Here is a 15669-nt window from a genome sequence, read left to right as displayed (position 1 = left end):
ACACCATGCAACGCATCACCATCGCCCCTGACTACGAGATCTCCCGCGTCATCCGCGGCGGCTGGCAGCTCGCGGGCGGGCATGGCGCAATCGATGCCGACAGCGCCATCGAGGACATGATTGCCTTTGCCGATGCCGGGATCACCACATTCGACTGCGCGGACATCTATACCGGTGTCGAGGAACTGATCGGCCGCTTCCGGCTTGCCTACAAGAACCTTCGCGGTGCCGAGGCTCTATCGCGCATCCGCGTGCACACCAAGTTCGTGCCTGATCTGACGGTGCTGCCGATCATCAGCAAGGCCTATGTCGAGAGCGTCATCGACACCTCGCGCCAACGGCTCAATCTCGATTGCCTCGATCTCGTCCAGTTCCACTGGTGGGCCTACGATATTCCGGGCTGGCTGGAAACGGCGGGATGGCTGAAGGAACTGCATCAGGCAGGCAAGATCGGCAAGATCAGCGGTACCAATTTCGACACGGATCATATCGAGGCGATCATTGGTGCGGGCGTGCCCTTCACCTCGCTGCAGCTGCAATATTCGCTGCTCGACCGGCGCCCGGAAAAGCGCATGGCTGGGCTGGCGGCCGAGAAGAATTTCGCACTGTTCTGCTACGGCACGGTGGCCGGCGGCTTCCTCGGCGATCGCTGGCTCGGGCAACCCGAGCCCGAGCATCCGCTCGAGAACCGCTCGCTCACCAAGTACAAGCTGATCATCGACGATTTCGGCGGTTGGGACCTGTTCCAGGCACTGCTTTCGACGCTCCGGGGGATCGCCGACCGGCATCAGGTGGATATCGCCACCGTCGCAAGCGCTGCGATGCTGACCAAGCCTGGCGTTGCCGCGGTGATCGTCGGTGCCCGCAACCGCGACCATCTGCCGTCCAATCTGGCGATTGCGGATATCAGGCTCAGGGAAACCGATCAGGCGGAGATTGCGGCAATCCTGTCGCAGGCCCATCCGCTGGAAGGTGACGTCTATACGCTGGAGCGGGACCGGGAAGGCCGCCACGGCAGCATCATGAAATACAATCTCAACAAAGGGGAATAACAATGAGAACGACATTTCTGCTTTCCGCCATGGTTGCTGCCCTCGCAGCATCGACGGCACCAAGCTTTGCCGCCGATTGCGACATCACCGTCGGCCTCGTCATGGAGCTGACAGGCCCTGCCGGGGAATACGGCCAGGCCGGCGCCAAATCCGTCGAGATGGCGTTCCGCGATTTCAATGATGCCGGCGGCGTCGGTGGCTGCAAGATCGTTGCAGACACCCGCGACAGCCAGAGCCAGGGCAACATCGCCGTCGATCAGGCGACACAGCTCGTCAACATCAAGAAGGTGCCTGTCATCATCGGCGGCATCATCTCGTCGGTGTCGATCCCGATCCTGACCTCGGTCACGGCACCTGCCGGCGTCGTCCAGGTATCGCCAGCCTCATCCTCGCCGACGCTCACCGAGCTCGGCCGCGATGGCAAGACCAATGGCGTGTTCTTCCGCACCATCACCTCCGATGCTCTGCAGGGCACTGCTGCCGCCAAATATGCGATCGATCAGGGCCTGAAGAAGATCGCCATCATCAACGTCAACAGCGATTTCGGCGTCAACATGGTCCGCGAATTCGCCACCGCCTATCAGAAGCTCGGCGGCACCATCACCTCGACAACGCCTTACAACGAGAAGCAGTCGAGCTATTCGTCCGAGGCCAGCGCTGCCATGGCGGGCGAGCCCGATGCCCTCTACCTCGTCAGCACACCGGTGGATGGCGCTACCATTGCCCGCGCCTGGATCTCCGGCGGTGGCAAGCAGAATTTCCTGCTGAACGACGGCATGAACTCGAAGGACTTCATTGACAGCGTCGGCGCGCAGTATCTCGAGAATGCCTATGGCACGTCTTCCGGCACCAGCCCGACGGCATCGACCGAGTATTTCAACAGCACATACGAGGCCTTCTCGGGCGGCATTTCGCCGTCCGCGCCTGCCGCGGACCGTTCCTACGATGCCGGTGCGATCGTCGCACTCGCCATCGCCAAGGCCGGCAAGTCCGACGCTGCCGCCATCAAGGCCGCGATGCCGGAAGTGGTCGCCGAAGGCGGCACGCCTATTCATGCCGGCAAGGAAGAGTTCGCCAAGGCGTTGCAACTGATCAAGGACGGCAAGCCGGTGAAATACGAAGGCGTCATTGGCCCCGTTAGTTTCGACCAATACGGCGACATCACCGGCCCGTTCCGCCTGTGGAAGATCACCAATGGCGAAGTGACCACGGTCGGCGAAATGAGCGCAGACGAGGTCGGCAAGCTCAAGGCTGCGAAGTAATCAACGACGCGGGCATGGGGGCCTGTCTCCCATGCCCGTTGTCCTTTCGAGCGCTCGTTATCCCCCCCCAGCGAGGCGAAGCGTCGATTGCGCGATTCACACCGCTAAAGGCTGCCATGCACGCGTGTATCCGCGGCCGCATCTGGCCAGCAGCCGCTTGGCACATGGCCTATCGGCTGTTGAACACCCGCTTGACAAAATTCGTACGCCTGTATTTTATGCAAGCTTGAGGATTAGGCAATTCGTTGCCGCAAACACATGACTTCGATAGTCGCCGGGCAGTTTCGCCCCATGACGTCCCCATCAGCGATGGGACTGCGTCGTGGGGTTTTTCGTTTTTGGGGTTCGCATGACCGACGCACTGAAAATCGGCATCCTCTTCTCTACATCGGGGCCATACGCACCGATGGGCAGGGATGCGCGCGATGGTGCGGAATTTGCACTGGCGGAATTTTCCGCGGCGAGCGGGCAGGCGGTCGAGCCGGTGTTTTTCGATCCCCATGCCGATCTCTCCGCTTATCTCGATGGCGCACGCCAGCTTTTGCGCGCCGGCTGCCGCCACATCGTCGGCACGATCACGTCGGCGGCGCGCAAGGAAGTCATTCCGCTTGTCGAAAAGCACGACGGTTTGCTCTGGTACATGTGTCCCTATGAGGGCTTCGAGGCGAATGAGAACGTCATCTATGTCGGCGGCTGCCCGAACCAGCATCTGATCCCGCTGTTCGAGCACCTGATCCCCCGCTTCGGTGCGCGCCCCTATCTGGTCGGTGCCAATTATGTCTGGGGCTGGGAGATGAACCGGCTGGCGCGCGAGCTGATCCACAATGCCGGCGGCGAGGTGCTCGGCGAGCGCTACCTGCCACTTGAGGAAACCGCCGTCGATCGCATCGTTGCCGATATCGAGCAGCGCCGCCCGAGCTTCATCCTCAACAACTTGATCGGCCCTTCGAGCTATGCCTTTCTGGCGGCCATCCGGAAGCTTGGCGAGCGCGATCCGGCGTTCCGCGCCGAAAACTGCCCTGTCGTCAGCTGCGATCTGATGGAATGCGAGCTGGACGAAATTGCGCCAGGTGCGGCGCTCGGGCAGCTCTGCGCGGCGTCCTATTTCGACAATCTCGACACATCGGACAACCTGGCGTTCAAGGCCCGCGTGGCCGCGCATTTCGGCAGCCAGCGCCGGGTATCAAGCGTGTTCGCCGGCGCCTATACGGCCGCCAAACTGTGCGCCACCGCGATCGTCGCGGCGGGCAAAGACGAGCCGGTGGCGGTGCGCCAGACGCTCTATGCGTCTGCATGGCCAACCCTGTTCGGGCCGCTGTCGATCGATCGGGAAACCAACCATGCGGCACTGCCGTTTCATCTCGGGCGCATCAATTCGGACAATGGCTTCGATATCATCACCTCGCGGCCACCGCTTGCCGCCGATCCCTATCTGACGGGTCGTAGCCGGCCGGTCGCGCCGAAACTGCGGGTGGTATCATGAGAGAGACCCCGAATTTCACCGGCTGGGATGCGACCGTCATCCACCGCGAGGACAGCAATACCGAAAGGCTGATCCGCCAGCTTCGTCTGCTCGGCGTGCGCGTGACGCTGCAATGGGCACCGCTTGGCTCCGGCGCGCTGCCCGATCTCGTCATTGTCGATGCCGATCATGGCTGGGACGATCTTCTGCCGTGGCGCGACGCGCAGCCGGGCTGCCCTGTCGTGGCATTGCTCGGCTCGGAAGCGCCGGGACGGATCGCCTGGGCGCTGGAACAGGGGGCCGGCGCCATCATCGCCAAGCCGATTGCGGCGTCGGCCGTCTATCCGGCACTGGTGATGGCGGTCGCCATCCACCAGGAGCGGAAAACCGTTGCCGAGCGGGTGAAATTTCTTGAGGAACGCGTGCGCCTGCGTCCCCTCGTCCACGCCGCGGTCGAAAAGCTGATGCATGTCCATGGTGTCAGCGAGGAGCGCGCCTACACCATCCTGCGCGACTGCGCCATGCGCCGCCGGCTGCCGATGGAACAGCTCGCCGCCTTCATCATCGGTGGCGCCGAGCCCTTGCCGGAGGTGGGGTGATGCGGGTTCTGAAAGCCATGCTGCGTCAGCCGGCCGCCGTGTTCGGTCTTGCTGTTGTCGTCATCGTCATCGTGCTGGCGCTCGCAGCCCCGTGGATCGCCCCGTTCAATCCCGACGATCAGATGTTCGACGGTCTTTCGCTGGAAGGCGCGCCGCTTCCTCCGGGCGGGGAGTTCTTGCTCGGCACAGACACGCTCGGCCGCGATCTCTTCTCCCGCCTGCTTTATGGCGCGCGCACCTCGCTGGTCATCGGTCTAGTGGCAAACGGCATTGCCGTCACCATCGGCCTGCTGATCGGCATCGTCGCCGGCTACGTCAGGGGCATCGCCAGCAACGTGCTGATGCGCTTCACCGATCTGATGATGGCCTTTCCGGCGTTGCTGCTGGCGATCGTTCTGGCTGCCTTGTTGCGGCCAAGTCTCTGGATCGTCGCCATGGTCATCGCGTTGGTGAACTGGGTACAGGTGGCGCGCATCGTCTATACCGAGACGCGCGGCCTCTCCGAGCGCGATTTCATCATGGCCGAGCGTTCGCTCGGCGCCGGGCATCTCCGGGTGCTGTTCCTGCATATCCTGCCGCACCTGATGCCGACCGCGATCGTCTGGGGAACGCTCGGCATCGCCACGACGGTTCTGCTCGAGGCGACGCTGTCCTTCCTCGGTATCGGCGTCCAGCCGCCGCAGCCGTCCTGGGGCAATATCATCTTCGAGAGCCAGAGCTATTTCCAGGCGGCCCCGTGGCTGGTCTTCTTCCCCGGTGCGATCATTCTGCTGACCGCTCTGTCGTTCAATCTGGTCGGCGATGCGCTGCGCGATATCCTCGACCCGACGCAGCGGGGCAGGGGCTGATGTTTCTGGTTCTCCGTCGCCTGGTGCAGGCAGCCCTCATTCTGCTCGGCGTTGCCGCCATCACCTTCGTGTTGCTCTATGCGCTGCCGGCCGATCCGGCACGGATGATCGCCGGGCGCAGCGCCACCGCCCAGACGGTCGCCAATATCCGCCATGAACTCGGTCTCGACCAGCCGATGCTGGTGCAGTTCTGGACCTATCTGCACAATCTGCTGTCCGGCAATCTCGGCCGCTCCTATGCGCAGAAAACCGACGTCTGGACGCTGATCGTCGCGCGGCTTCCGGCAACGCTGACGCTAATGTTTGCCGGCATCGTCGTCGAGGTCGTGCTCGGGCTGATGCTCGGCACCCTTGCCGCCGTGCGTCGCGGTGGCTTTGTCGATCGCGCCGTGATGATGGCGTCTTTCGTCGGCGTCTCCGCGCCGCAGTTCGTCGTCGCCCTGCTGCTGCTTTACGTCTTCGCCGTCACCCTCGGCTGGTTTCCGATGAGCGGTTACGGCACGCTTGCCCATGTCGTGCTGCCAGCCACCACCCTCGGCGTTCTCGGCGCCGGCTGGTACGCACGCATGGTGCGATCGGCGATGATCGACGTGCTTAACCAGGATTATGTCAGAACCGCCCGCGCCAAGGGCCTGTCCTCGCGGCGCATCGTTTTCCGTCACGCGCTGCCCAACGCCATCCTGCCCATCATCGCCATGATCGGCATCGACATCGGCCAGTTCATGGGTGGCGTGGTCGTCGTCGAGGCCGTCTATGGCTGGCCGGGGATCGGCCAACTGGCGTGGCAGGCGATCCAGCAGGTCGATATCCCGATCATCATGGGCGTCACGCTGGTATCGGCGCTCGCCATCGTCATCGGCAACCTCGTCGCCGACCTCATCGCACCGCTTATCGATCCGCGCATTCGCACACATTGACAGCAACCACAAAAGGGGAACCAAGAATGTTCAAACGCTGGCTTCAACACACGACCATGGCAACGGTGGTGGCACTCGCGCCGCTCGCCGTCATGGCGCAGGAAACACCCAAGCAGGGCGGCGATATCGTCGTGACCTACAAGGACGATATCAGCACGCTCGATCCGGCGATCGGCTATGACTGGGTCAACTGGTCGATGATCAAGAGCCTCTATTCGCGGCTGATGGACTATGAGCCGGGTACGCCGAACCTGGTGCCGTCGCTGGCCGAGAAATTCGACGTTTCGGCTGATGGACTCGTCTACACATTCAAGTTGCGCAAGGGCGTCAAGTTCTCGAACGGTCGAGAAGTCGTCGCCTCCGACGTAAAATACTCGATCGAACGCGCCGTCGATCCGAAGACGCAAGGGCCTGGCGCCGGCTTCTTCGGTGCCATCAAGGGCTTCGAGGATGTGACCGGCGGCAAGACAACCACGCTTTCCGGCATCGAGACACCCGACGCATCGACCGTGGTCTTCAACCTGTCGCGCCCCGATGCGACCTTCCTGCACGTTCTCGCCATCAACTTCGCCTCCGTCGTGCCGAAGGAGGCCGTCGAGGCGGCGGGCGGCGATTTCGGCAAGAAGCCGGTCGGCTCAGGCACCTTCGTGCTGAAGGACTGGACGATCGGCCAGAAGCTGTCGTTCGAGCGCAACAAGGACTATTTCGTCAAGGACATGCCGCATATCGACAGCTTCAGCGTCGAGGTCGGCCAGGAGCCACTGGTGGCGCTGCTGCGTCTGCAGAAGGGTGAGGTCGATATTGCCGGCGACGGTATTCCGCCGGCAAAATTCCTCGAGATCAAGAACTCGGCCGACGGCGCGAAGATGATCGTCGACGGTGAGCAGTTGCACACCGGCTACATCACGCTGAACACGAAGGTGAAGCCGTTCGACAACGTCAAGGTTCGCCAGGCGATGAACATGGCGATCAACAAGGATCGCATCACCCGCATCCTCAACGGCCGCGCAACCCCGGCAAACCAGCCGCTGCCGCCACTGATGCCGGGCTACGACAAGTCCTTCACCGGCTACACCTACGACGTAGCCAAGGCCAAGGCGCTGCTGGCGGAAGCCGGTTTTGCCGATGGTTTCGAAACCGTGCTCTACTCCACCAACACCGATCCGCAGCCGCGCATCGCCCAGGCGATCCAGCAGGACCTCGCGGCCGTCGGCGTCAAGGCCGAAATCCGCGCGCTGGCGCAGGCAAACGTCATCGCTGCCGGTGGCACCGAAGGCGAAGCACCCATGATCTGGTCGGGCGGCATGGCCTGGATCGCCGACTTTCCGGACCCGTCCAACTTCTATGGTCCGATCCTCGGTTGCTCCGGCGCTGTTCAGGGCGGCTGGAACTGGTCGTGGTATTGCAACGCCGATCTCGACAAGCGGGCGATTGCGGCCGACTCGATGTCCGATCCGGCCAAAGCTGCCGAGCGTACCGCTGCCTGGGGCAAGGTGTTCACCGACATCATGGCCGATGCGCCTTGGGTGCCTGTGATCAACGAGCGCCGCGTCGTTGCCAAGTCGCTGCGCATGGGTGGCGCCGACAACGTCTACATCGATCCGACGCGCGTCATCAATTACGACGCGATCTACGTCAACCAGTAAGCCCTCAAGGGACAAAGCCCTCCCGGTCCCGCCGGGAGGGCGCCAAGAAACTAGGGAGCATCCTATGTGCGTTGCCTGCACTCATACCATTCACCGCGCCCAGCACAATTTCGGCTGGAACAAGGATTTCACCCCGGCTGTCGTCGCCAGGGCGGGTGAGACCATCCATTTCGAATGCCTGGATTCATCAGGCGGACAGCTTGGCCGCGATGCCACGCTCGAGACGCTGAACACGCTGGATTTCGGCAAGATCAATCCCGTGACCGGCCCTGTTTATGTCGAAGGTGCGGAGCCCGGCGATGCGCTGAAGGTCACTATCCGTCGCTTCGAACCGTCGGGCCATGGCTGGACCGCCAACATTCCGGGCTTCGGCCTGCTGGCGGACCAATTCAAGGAACCGGCATTGCATGTCTGGTCTTACGATGCCACCAGCATGGCGCCGGCGCTCTATGGACCCGGTGGCCGGGTGCCGTTGAAGCCGTTTGCCGGCACGATCGGCGTGGCGCCGGCCGAACCCGGCACGCATTCCGTCGTGCCGCCGCGCCGCGTCGGCGGCAACATGGACATTCGCGACCTGACCTCGGGCGTAACGCTCTATCTGCCCGTCGAGGTGAAGGGCGCGCTGTTTTCGGTCGGCGATACCCATGCAGCCCAGGGTGACGGCGAGGTCTGCGGAACGGCGATCGAAAGCCAGATGAACGTCGAGGCGACCATCGAACTCGTCAAGGACGCCCGGCTGCAGACGCCGCGTTTTACCACGACCGAACCGGTTACCCGCCATCTCGACGGTGCCGGCTACGAAGTGACCACAGGTATCGGCCCCGATCTGATGACCGGCGCGCGCGAAAGCCTGATGCGGATGATCGACCTGCTGGGTGCCGAACATGGCATGAGCGCGGTCGATGCCTATCTGCTCTGCTCGGTCTGCGGTGATCTCAGGATCAGCGAAATCGTCGATCAGCCGAACTGGGTGGTGTCCTTCTACTTCCCGAGGATCGTATTCGCGTGACAGTGTCTTCCGCCGCTTCGCCGGTTCTATCGATCCGCAATCTCAACGTCGATGCGCTGACGCCGGAAGGGCTGAAGCCGGTTCTGCGGGACGTGGGGTTCGAACTGGCCAGCGGCGAGACGCTGTGCATCGCCGGCGAATCCGGCTCGGGGAAATCGGTGACCTCGCTTGCCATCATGGGCCTGTTACCAAAGGCGTCGCTGCGGGTCACCTCGGGCAATATTCTGCTCGGTGAGCGCGATCTGGTGAAACTGTCCAACCGGGCGATGCGCAGCGTGCGTGGCGGCGATGTCGCGATGGTGTTTCAGGAGCCGATGACCTCGCTGAACCCCGTGATGTCGATCGGCGCGCAGCTGACCGAAGCGATCCGCGAGCACCAGGGCAGCGAGAATGCCGATGCGGTCGCGCTGCGCATGCTCGACACCGTCCAGATGACGGAGCCGGCCAAGCGTCTCAAGCAGTTTCCGCACGAACTCTCCGGCGGCATGCGCCAGCGGGTGATGATCGCCATGGCGCTCTCCTGCCGCCCCAAGGTGCTGATCGCCGACGAGCCGACGACGGCGCTCGACGTCACCGTGCAGGCGCAGATTCTAAAACTTATGCGGGAGCTGAAGACCGAGTTCGGCACGTCGATCATCCTCATCACCCATGACATGGGCGTGGTCGCCGAAATGGCCGATCGTGTGCTGATCATGCAGAGTGGCCGGATCATCGAAGGTGGTCCGTCGCTGGAGGTCTTCAATCGGCCGCGGGAAGACTACACCAAGCAGTTGCTGGCTGCCGTTCCAAGATTGGGCGCCCATGCCGGAACCGACGGCCCGCCGCGCGTGACGTCGGGAAGTCCCGAGCCGCTTCAGCCGGGTGCAGCACCGGTGATGAACGTTCGCGGTCTCAATGTCAGCTATGGCGCACCCGCCAGCCGCTTCTTCAAGGGCAAGCCGCCGGTTCAGGCGGTCAGCGGCGTGTCCTTCGATATCATGCCCGGCCAGACGCTGGGCCTTGTCGGCGAGAGCGGTTCGGGCAAATCGACCATAGGCAAGGCGGTGCTGGGTCTCATTCCCTTCACCGGAGGGGTGATGATCGACGGCCAGGATATTTCGCTCCTTGGCCACCGCGAGATGCGCCCGGTCCGGCGCTTCGCGCAGATGATCTTCCAGGACCCCTATGCGTCGCTCGACAGCCGCATGACCATCGGTGCTGCCATCGCCGAACCGATGGTCATCCACGGTATCGGCAACAGGAGCGAGCGACAGGACCGGACCGCCGAGCTGCTGCGCCGGGTCGGCCTCACGTCCGATGCTTCAAGCCGCTATCCGCACGAATTCTCCGGTGGTCAGCGCCAGCGTATCTGCATTGCACGCGCTCTGGCGCTCGAGCCGAAGCTGATCGTTGCCGATGAAAGCGTGGCCGCCCTCGATGTCTCGGTGCGCGCCCGGGTGCTCGATCTGATGCTGGAACTGCAGGAGACGATGGGGATTGCCTACCTCTTCATCAGCCACGACATGGCGGTGGTCGAGCGGATGTCGCACCATGTTGCGGTCATGCGCGGCGGCACGATCGTGGAAACCGGCACACGGCGCGAGATTTTCGAGAGCCCAACTGAGGACTACACCAGAGCCTTGATCGCCGCTGTCCCGATTCCTGATCCTGCAGCGTATCAGGGGCGGATTACGCGCTCTGCCTGAGCAAAGACATCTGAGCCTGAACGTCAGCGGTTTCGGCCTGTTCAAGGCAACCGCTGACGTTCAGCATTCCTGTCGCTATACGCTTACAGTCCCCTGATCATGCCGCCATCGACGCGGATGGACGATCCGGTGACATAGCTTGCCTGGGAACTTGCCAGGAAGACGGCAACGGCTGCAAATTCCTCTGGCCTGCCGTAGCGACCAACCGGGATCTCGTTGCGCGATGCTTCCTGAACGGCCTCGATGCTGGCGCCGGTCTTTTCCGCCTTGATGCCGTCGAGCTCGGCCACGCGGTCGGTGGCGATGCGGCCCGGCAGGATCATGTTGACGGTGATGCCGTGGCGGGCGACTTCGGAAGCGAGCGTCTTCGACCAGCCGGCGATGGCCGCGCGAACTCCATTGGAGAGCGCCAGATTGGCGATCGGCTGGACCACACCCGACGAGCCGATGGTGATGACGCGACCCCATTTGCGGGTGATCATGCCTTCGAGCATGGCATCGGTAATCGAGAAGATCGAGGTGGCCATCGACTGGAAGGCCGACAGCCAGCTCTCCGTCGGCTGGCCAAGCGCAGGCCCGGCCTTCGGTCCGCCGGAGTTGTTGATCACGATATCGACGCCGCCTTCAGCAAGCAGCATCGCGATCAATGCTGCAACGGAGGGCGCGTCGGACAGATCGACGGCAACAGGAACGATATTGTCTGTGGCCTTGATCTTGTCGGCGTTGCGGGCGGCGGCAAAGACCTTGACGCCTTCAGCAGCAAGGCCGGCCGCGATGGCAGCACCGAGACCACGGCTGGCGCCCAGAACCAGCGCCGTCTTCCCCGAAATGTGCAGATCCATTACTTCGAACCTCCCAATTTGCGGTCCTGGCGGGCAATCAGCCGCTCGACCTCCGCTATCGCCGCCGCGTTCAGCGAGGCACCTGGCCGACGCTGGGCGGCACTGGAAATCGCGCCGCGTTTGGCCAACACGTATTTGCGCACGGCAAGGCCAAGGCCCGGCTGCTGCTCGTAGCGCATCAGGGGCAGATAGGCGTCGAACAGGTCCTGCGCCTCGTCATGCCGACCTTCACCGCTGAGGCGGCAGACTTCGACCATCATCTCGGGATAGGCAAACCCGGTCATCGCGCCGTCGGCACCGCGCTGCATTTCTTCCGGCAGGAAGACGCCGCCATTGCCGCAGAGGATCGACACACGACGGCTGCCCTTGGCCTCGGCGTTGCGCAGGTCGGTGATCTTCTGCAGGCCCGGCCAGTCTTCATGCTTGAGCATGACGATGCTCGGGTGGGCCTCGAAGATGACGCCGAGTGTTTTCGCGCTGATCTGCACACCTGTCACCAGCGGGAAGTCCTGCAGCACGACGGGGACATCGGTGCCGATCGTCTCCACGACGTTGCGGTAGTAGGTGATGATCTGGTCGTCGGTGCGCAGGCTCGATGGCGGCGCCACCATGACACCGGCTGCACCAAGATCCATCACGGCCTTGGTAAGCTCGCCGATCGCCGCCAGCCCCGGGGCCGAGACGCCGACCACCACAGGCTTTGCGCCCGAGCGGGCCAGCGTCTGGCGAGTGATATCGATCGATTCCGCCTGGGTGAGCTTCGGTGCTTCGCCCATCATGCCAAGGATTGTCAGGCCATCGGCACCCTTTTCGTAGTAGAAGTCGATCATGCTGTCGATGCTGGCCGCATCGATCGCACCGTTCTCTTCAAAAGGGGTACAGGCGATCACGAAGACGCCGGATGTCTCAGCCGAAATATGGGCCATGTGTTTCTCCTAGGTGTTCTTTCATTGTCCAGGGCAGGTCGGCAGCGGCTGATGTGGCGCGCCTCTGAGCGCTTTTCGCAAGCTTCGGCATTCGAGACCAAGGTCGTTGTAAAGGCCTTGAGGCCAGCGGCATAGGGTGATTTTCCGCGATTGCATTGCTTGCAAGTCGCTGAAATGTCAGCTGTTACCACCCAAGCCGATTGCCGCCGGCATCCGTGAGTTCAACGGGGGTGTCTCCAAGCCCTATGTCGGCAATCGCTTGCGGCAACCGTTGTAGCTCTTCGTCGTCGAGCGGACTGCCAAGCGCGATCAACCCACATCGGACGCCGCCGTCTCGCCATTCGATCGAGAGACAGCGCCACAGCGCATGCGCTGCTGCGCGAAACGGCCTTTCAAGGAAGCGGCCGGGATCGTTCGGCTGTTCCATCCCGGCATTCTGTCTGGACAGGAGGATCAGCTTTCCATTGGCGACAGAAAGGCCTGGATAGAGCAGGGTGGCGAGGCGAAAGGGTGTGTAGACGAGCCGTTGAAGTGCTGCGGTCAGCTCTGTTCTTTCAGCCTTGGTCGCGTCGATGTCGTCGCCCACGTAGTCATCGGTGAAAATCAGCAGGCCGATCGGCATGCCGTTCAAAGGTGCTGCCAATGCGCTGGGATCTGCGCCGGGCTCCAGGGCCAGTTGCACCACGTCATGCCCGGCTTCTGCGTAGAGTGCCGCCAGGTGCCGGCCAAGCGGACCCTCCACTCCGGCGATGACAATCTTTCCGAGGGACTGCTGTTGCGTCACCATGCTACATCCTTGCCGTCATAGCCGATAACCCGCCCGCTGTCGGCGAGGCCGAGTGTCTCGATCACTGAAATCATACCCGCAACGCTGGTCTCGACATCCATGCCCTGATTGTTCGTCATGTCGGTCTTGACGAAGCCGGGGCGCAGGAGAACGCAGCTGATGCCGTCGGGCCGCCATTCCTGCGAGAGCGACCGCCACGTTGCGTTGAGCGCCGTCTTCGAGGCGCGGTAGCAATGCTGGGTGCCCCAGTCATTGCTCGAAATCGAACTCATCAGGCTGGACATGCCGAGCGCCAGACGCTTCTCTCCAGCCATCAGGTTCGCCTTCAGCGCCGCAATGAGCCGCAGCGGCCCAAAGGTGTTGGTGTTGAAGACGCGGAACATCTCGTCGTAGTCGATTGCCTCGATCGGCAGCGTGACATCGCCGCTGATGCCGGCATTGGCAAAGACGGCATCGAATGCCACGCCCTTGAGTTCCGCCGCCAGACTGGCGATGCTGTCGTCATCGGTGATGTCGAGGCGGTGCACCGCTTCACAGGTGCCCGAAAGCGCCTCAAGGCCTCGCGCATCGCGTGCCGTCGCGTGCACCGTCCAGTCGGACGTCGCGAGTTGGCGGACGAATTCCCGGCCAATGCCACGGTTTGCGCCCGCAATCAGAATGGTTTTCATCTGCCTCGTGCTCCCAATATGTAGTCTATGATCGCATCCTTCACGTTGTCGAGGTGCTGCGCCATCAGGCGGCGCGATAGCTCCGGGTCGTTGCCGGAGACGGCATCGAGGAGTTGCAGATGCTCCGATGCGCCCGGTAGAAGCCGATTTGGGATGCGAGCCGTATTGAAGATGTGCGTGCGGCGGCGCAGATCGCGGATCGTCGAACTGACCATCGGGTTGCCGGCTGCATCGGCAATGCTGCCATGAACCAGATCATCGACAGCCCAGTGGTGGGTTGGTGTGATGGTCTGCACTTGAAGCAGTTCGTCGATTGCTTTGACAATTGCAGCATTCTGTTCTGCGGTCATTCTACCGGTGGCACGGCCGGCGACCTCGATTTCGAGTATTCGCCGCAGGTCGAGAAGGTGAATGTAGGTATCGATCGCGGTGTTGCTGACATGGACGCGGCCGTGCTGCCGGGTGACCAGCGATTCCGTCTCCAGCCGCGTCAGGGCTTCGCGGATCGGCGTGCGGGACACGGAAAGCGTTTGCCCGAGTTGCCGCTCCTGCAGGACCTCGCCAGCGGGCAGGGCACCAGAGAGCATCATCTCGACGATACGCGCATAGGCGTACTCGCTGAGACTGATCTCCGCCGTGGCGTTGTGGTCTGCCGTCAGGTCCAAGCCAGCTTCTCTTTCTCATCACACAGGATGCAATTGATCATCAAAATCATCGGTACACCAACGACATACCAATGGTCAACCTGCGTAAAGCGGCTTCTCTTCGCCGCGATCTTGGCATGCTTGACCGAAAGAAATCCCGATGGTATTCCAACGGTGCACCTTTCGAATTGCCCTTGTCCCTGGAGATAGATATGGCCATCAAGCCTTGGCGCGCGACCTGCATTCAGATGTCCAGCACGGCGGCGAGCAACGCCACGAGCCGCGCGGAAGCCTGGAGCATCATCGACGGAAATATTGATCGCGCCATCGTTGCGATCGAGAACGCTTGCGCTGGGCCAAACCCACCGAAGATGGTTGTCCTGCCCGAATTCGCGTTTCAGGGTCCGCCACGCGCGACGCCTGCGTCGGTCTGGATCGAGCAGGCCTGCACCACGATACCGGGCCAGATCACCGATCGCTTCGCCATTCTCGCCAAGCGGCTCGGCATCTACATTGCCGGCAATCATTTCGAGGTTGATCCACGCTGGCCGAACCGCTTCTTCAATGCCTGTTTCCTGCTCGATCCCAAGGGTGAGATCATCCTGCGCTATCGCAGGATCAACACGGCGACCTGGACCTCCCCGCACGACATTCTCGACGACTACCGCGAGGCTTACGGCGAAGAGGGGATTTTCCCCGTTGTCGACACTGAGCTCGGCCAGCTGGCCATCATGCCTTGCGGCGAAATCACCGTGCCGGAACTGTCCCGCGTCTTCATGCTGCGCGGTGCCGAGGTGATCATCCATCCCTCCAACGAGCCGATCAGCCCGCGCTCGGAGGCAGCCAAGATCTGCCGTGCGGCCGAGAACATGGTCTATGTCATCAGCACCAATGTTGCCGGCTCGATTGGCTTCTCGGCCAACGGTGAAGAAATGGGCGGACAGTCGCAGATCGTCGATTTCACCGGCAATTTCCTGGCCTTCGAGAAGGAACCGACCGAGAGCATCGAGGCGACCGCAATGATCGACATCGAAGCGTTGCGCGCCGCGCGGCGTGACAAGGGCATGTCGAACGTCCTGCTTCGTTCGCGTTGGCAGATGTACAAGTCCTACTTCGAGGCCGCCGAATTCTATCCCGCCAATGGACTGGTCGATCGTCCGCTCGAAACCGGCGCCGAAGTTGCTCCGGTGCTGACGGAGGCAATGGCCAACCTGATGGTTTCAGGCGTGGTCGTGCCCGAAGAGGCAGAGGTCGGCGCCGAGCCGCAGAAAATCGCTGGCTGAGTAAAGCGGGCGAGACCGGTCCTGGCCTTGCAACTCTGC

General features: G+C 62.5%; 15 protein-coding genes. 10 read left to right on the top strand and 5 right to left on the bottom strand.

The window, feature by feature from the left end; genetic code table 11:
* The first annotated feature begins 5 nt into the window (after positions 1 to 5).
* The 9 genes from GVL52_RS15660 to GVL52_RS15620 all read left to right on the top strand — a co-directional run bounded on the left by GVL52_RS15660 (position 6) and on the right by GVL52_RS15620 (position 10480).
* A complete protein-coding gene (locus GVL52_RS15660) occupies positions 6 to 1052 on the top strand; it encodes an aldo/keto reductase (RefSeq protein ID WP_160008691.1) in 1047 nt (348 codons plus the stop codon).
* A 2-nt stretch (positions 1053 to 1054) separates the two neighbouring features.
* Entirely contained in the window at positions 1055 to 2314 is a 1260-nt protein-coding gene (locus tag GVL52_RS15655) for an ABC transporter substrate-binding protein (protein WP_160008689.1), read from the top strand.
* A gap of 349 nt (positions 2315 to 2663) precedes the next feature.
* A complete protein-coding gene (locus GVL52_RS15650; protein ID WP_160008687.1) occupies positions 2664 to 3797 on the top strand; it encodes a transporter substrate-binding protein in 1134 nt (377 codons plus the stop codon).
* Positions 3794 to 4375: an ANTAR domain-containing response regulator gene (locus tag GVL52_RS15645; protein WP_160008685.1), complete on the top strand. Its 582-nt coding sequence runs from the start codon at positions 3794 to 3796 to the stop codon at positions 4373 to 4375. The genes GVL52_RS15650 and GVL52_RS15645 overlap by 4 nt, the downstream gene beginning before the upstream one ends.
* Positions 4375 to 5223, top strand: a complete 849-nt coding sequence (locus tag GVL52_RS15640; protein ID WP_160008683.1) for an ABC transporter permease — start codon at positions 4375 to 4377, stop codon at positions 5221 to 5223. Before GVL52_RS15645 ends, GVL52_RS15640 begins: the two co-directional genes overlap by 1 nt.
* The gene (locus GVL52_RS15635) at positions 5220 to 6140 is read left to right on the top strand and encodes an ABC transporter permease (RefSeq protein ID WP_160008939.1); all 921 of its coding nucleotides are present in this window, start codon (positions 5220 to 5222) and stop codon (positions 6138 to 6140) included. The genes GVL52_RS15640 and GVL52_RS15635 overlap by 4 nt, the downstream gene beginning before the upstream one ends.
* A 26-nt stretch (positions 6141 to 6166) precedes the next feature.
* Positions 6167 to 7786, top strand: a complete 1620-nt coding sequence (locus tag GVL52_RS15630; RefSeq protein ID WP_160008681.1) for an ABC transporter substrate-binding protein — start codon at positions 6167 to 6169, stop codon at positions 7784 to 7786.
* Between the two features lie 64 nt (positions 7787 to 7850).
* Positions 7851 to 8795 carry an acetamidase/formamidase family protein gene (locus GVL52_RS15625; RefSeq protein ID WP_160008679.1) on the top strand — a complete coding sequence of 315 codons (945 nt, stop codon included), beginning with the start codon at positions 7851 to 7853 and terminating at the stop codon, positions 8793 to 8795.
* On the top strand, positions 8792 to 10480 hold the full coding sequence (locus GVL52_RS15620) for an ABC transporter ATP-binding protein (RefSeq protein ID WP_160008677.1): 1689 nt from the start codon (positions 8792 to 8794) through the stop codon (positions 10478 to 10480). Before GVL52_RS15625 ends, GVL52_RS15620 begins: the two co-directional genes overlap by 4 nt.
* 83 nt (positions 10481 to 10563) lie before the next feature.
* Here the strand turns inward: GVL52_RS15620 and GVL52_RS15615 are convergent, their stop codons facing one another.
* The 5 genes from GVL52_RS15615 to GVL52_RS15595 form a co-directional block, all read right to left on the bottom strand.
* Positions 10564 to 11322, bottom strand: a complete 759-nt coding sequence (locus GVL52_RS15615) for an SDR family oxidoreductase (RefSeq protein ID WP_160008675.1) — start codon at positions 11320 to 11322, stop codon at positions 10564 to 10566.
* Positions 11322 to 12248, bottom strand: a complete 927-nt coding sequence (locus GVL52_RS15610) for a dihydrodipicolinate synthase family protein (RefSeq protein WP_160008673.1) — start codon at positions 12246 to 12248, stop codon at positions 11322 to 11324. Before GVL52_RS15610 ends, GVL52_RS15615 begins: the two co-directional genes overlap by 1 nt.
* A gap of 184 nt (positions 12249 to 12432) precedes the next feature.
* Complete coding sequence (locus tag GVL52_RS15605) at positions 12433 to 13035, bottom strand: hypothetical protein (RefSeq protein ID WP_160008672.1); 603 nt, start codon at positions 13033 to 13035, stop codon at positions 12433 to 12435.
* Entirely contained in the window at positions 13029 to 13703 is a 675-nt protein-coding gene (locus GVL52_RS15600; RefSeq protein ID WP_160008670.1) for an SDR family oxidoreductase, read from the bottom strand. Before GVL52_RS15600 ends, GVL52_RS15605 begins: the two co-directional genes overlap by 7 nt.
* A complete protein-coding gene (locus GVL52_RS15595; protein WP_160008668.1) occupies positions 13700 to 14368 on the bottom strand; it encodes a GntR family transcriptional regulator in 669 nt (222 codons plus the stop codon). Before GVL52_RS15595 ends, GVL52_RS15600 begins: the two co-directional genes overlap by 4 nt.
* Positions 14369 to 14559: 191 nt before the next feature.
* Between GVL52_RS15595 and GVL52_RS15590 the strand changes: the two genes are divergently transcribed.
* Complete coding sequence (locus GVL52_RS15590; RefSeq protein WP_160008666.1) at positions 14560 to 15630, top strand: nitrilase-related carbon-nitrogen hydrolase; 1071 nt, start codon at positions 14560 to 14562, stop codon at positions 15628 to 15630.
* The last annotated feature ends 39 nt before the right edge of the window (positions 15631 to 15669 follow it).

The organism is Rhizobium sp. 18055, assembly GCF_902706285.1.
Classification (GTDB): domain Bacteria; phylum Pseudomonadota; class Alphaproteobacteria; order Rhizobiales; family Rhizobiaceae; genus Rhizobium.
Note: the sequence above shows the minus strand (reverse complement) of the source record. Positions and strands in the feature narration are given on the sequence as shown.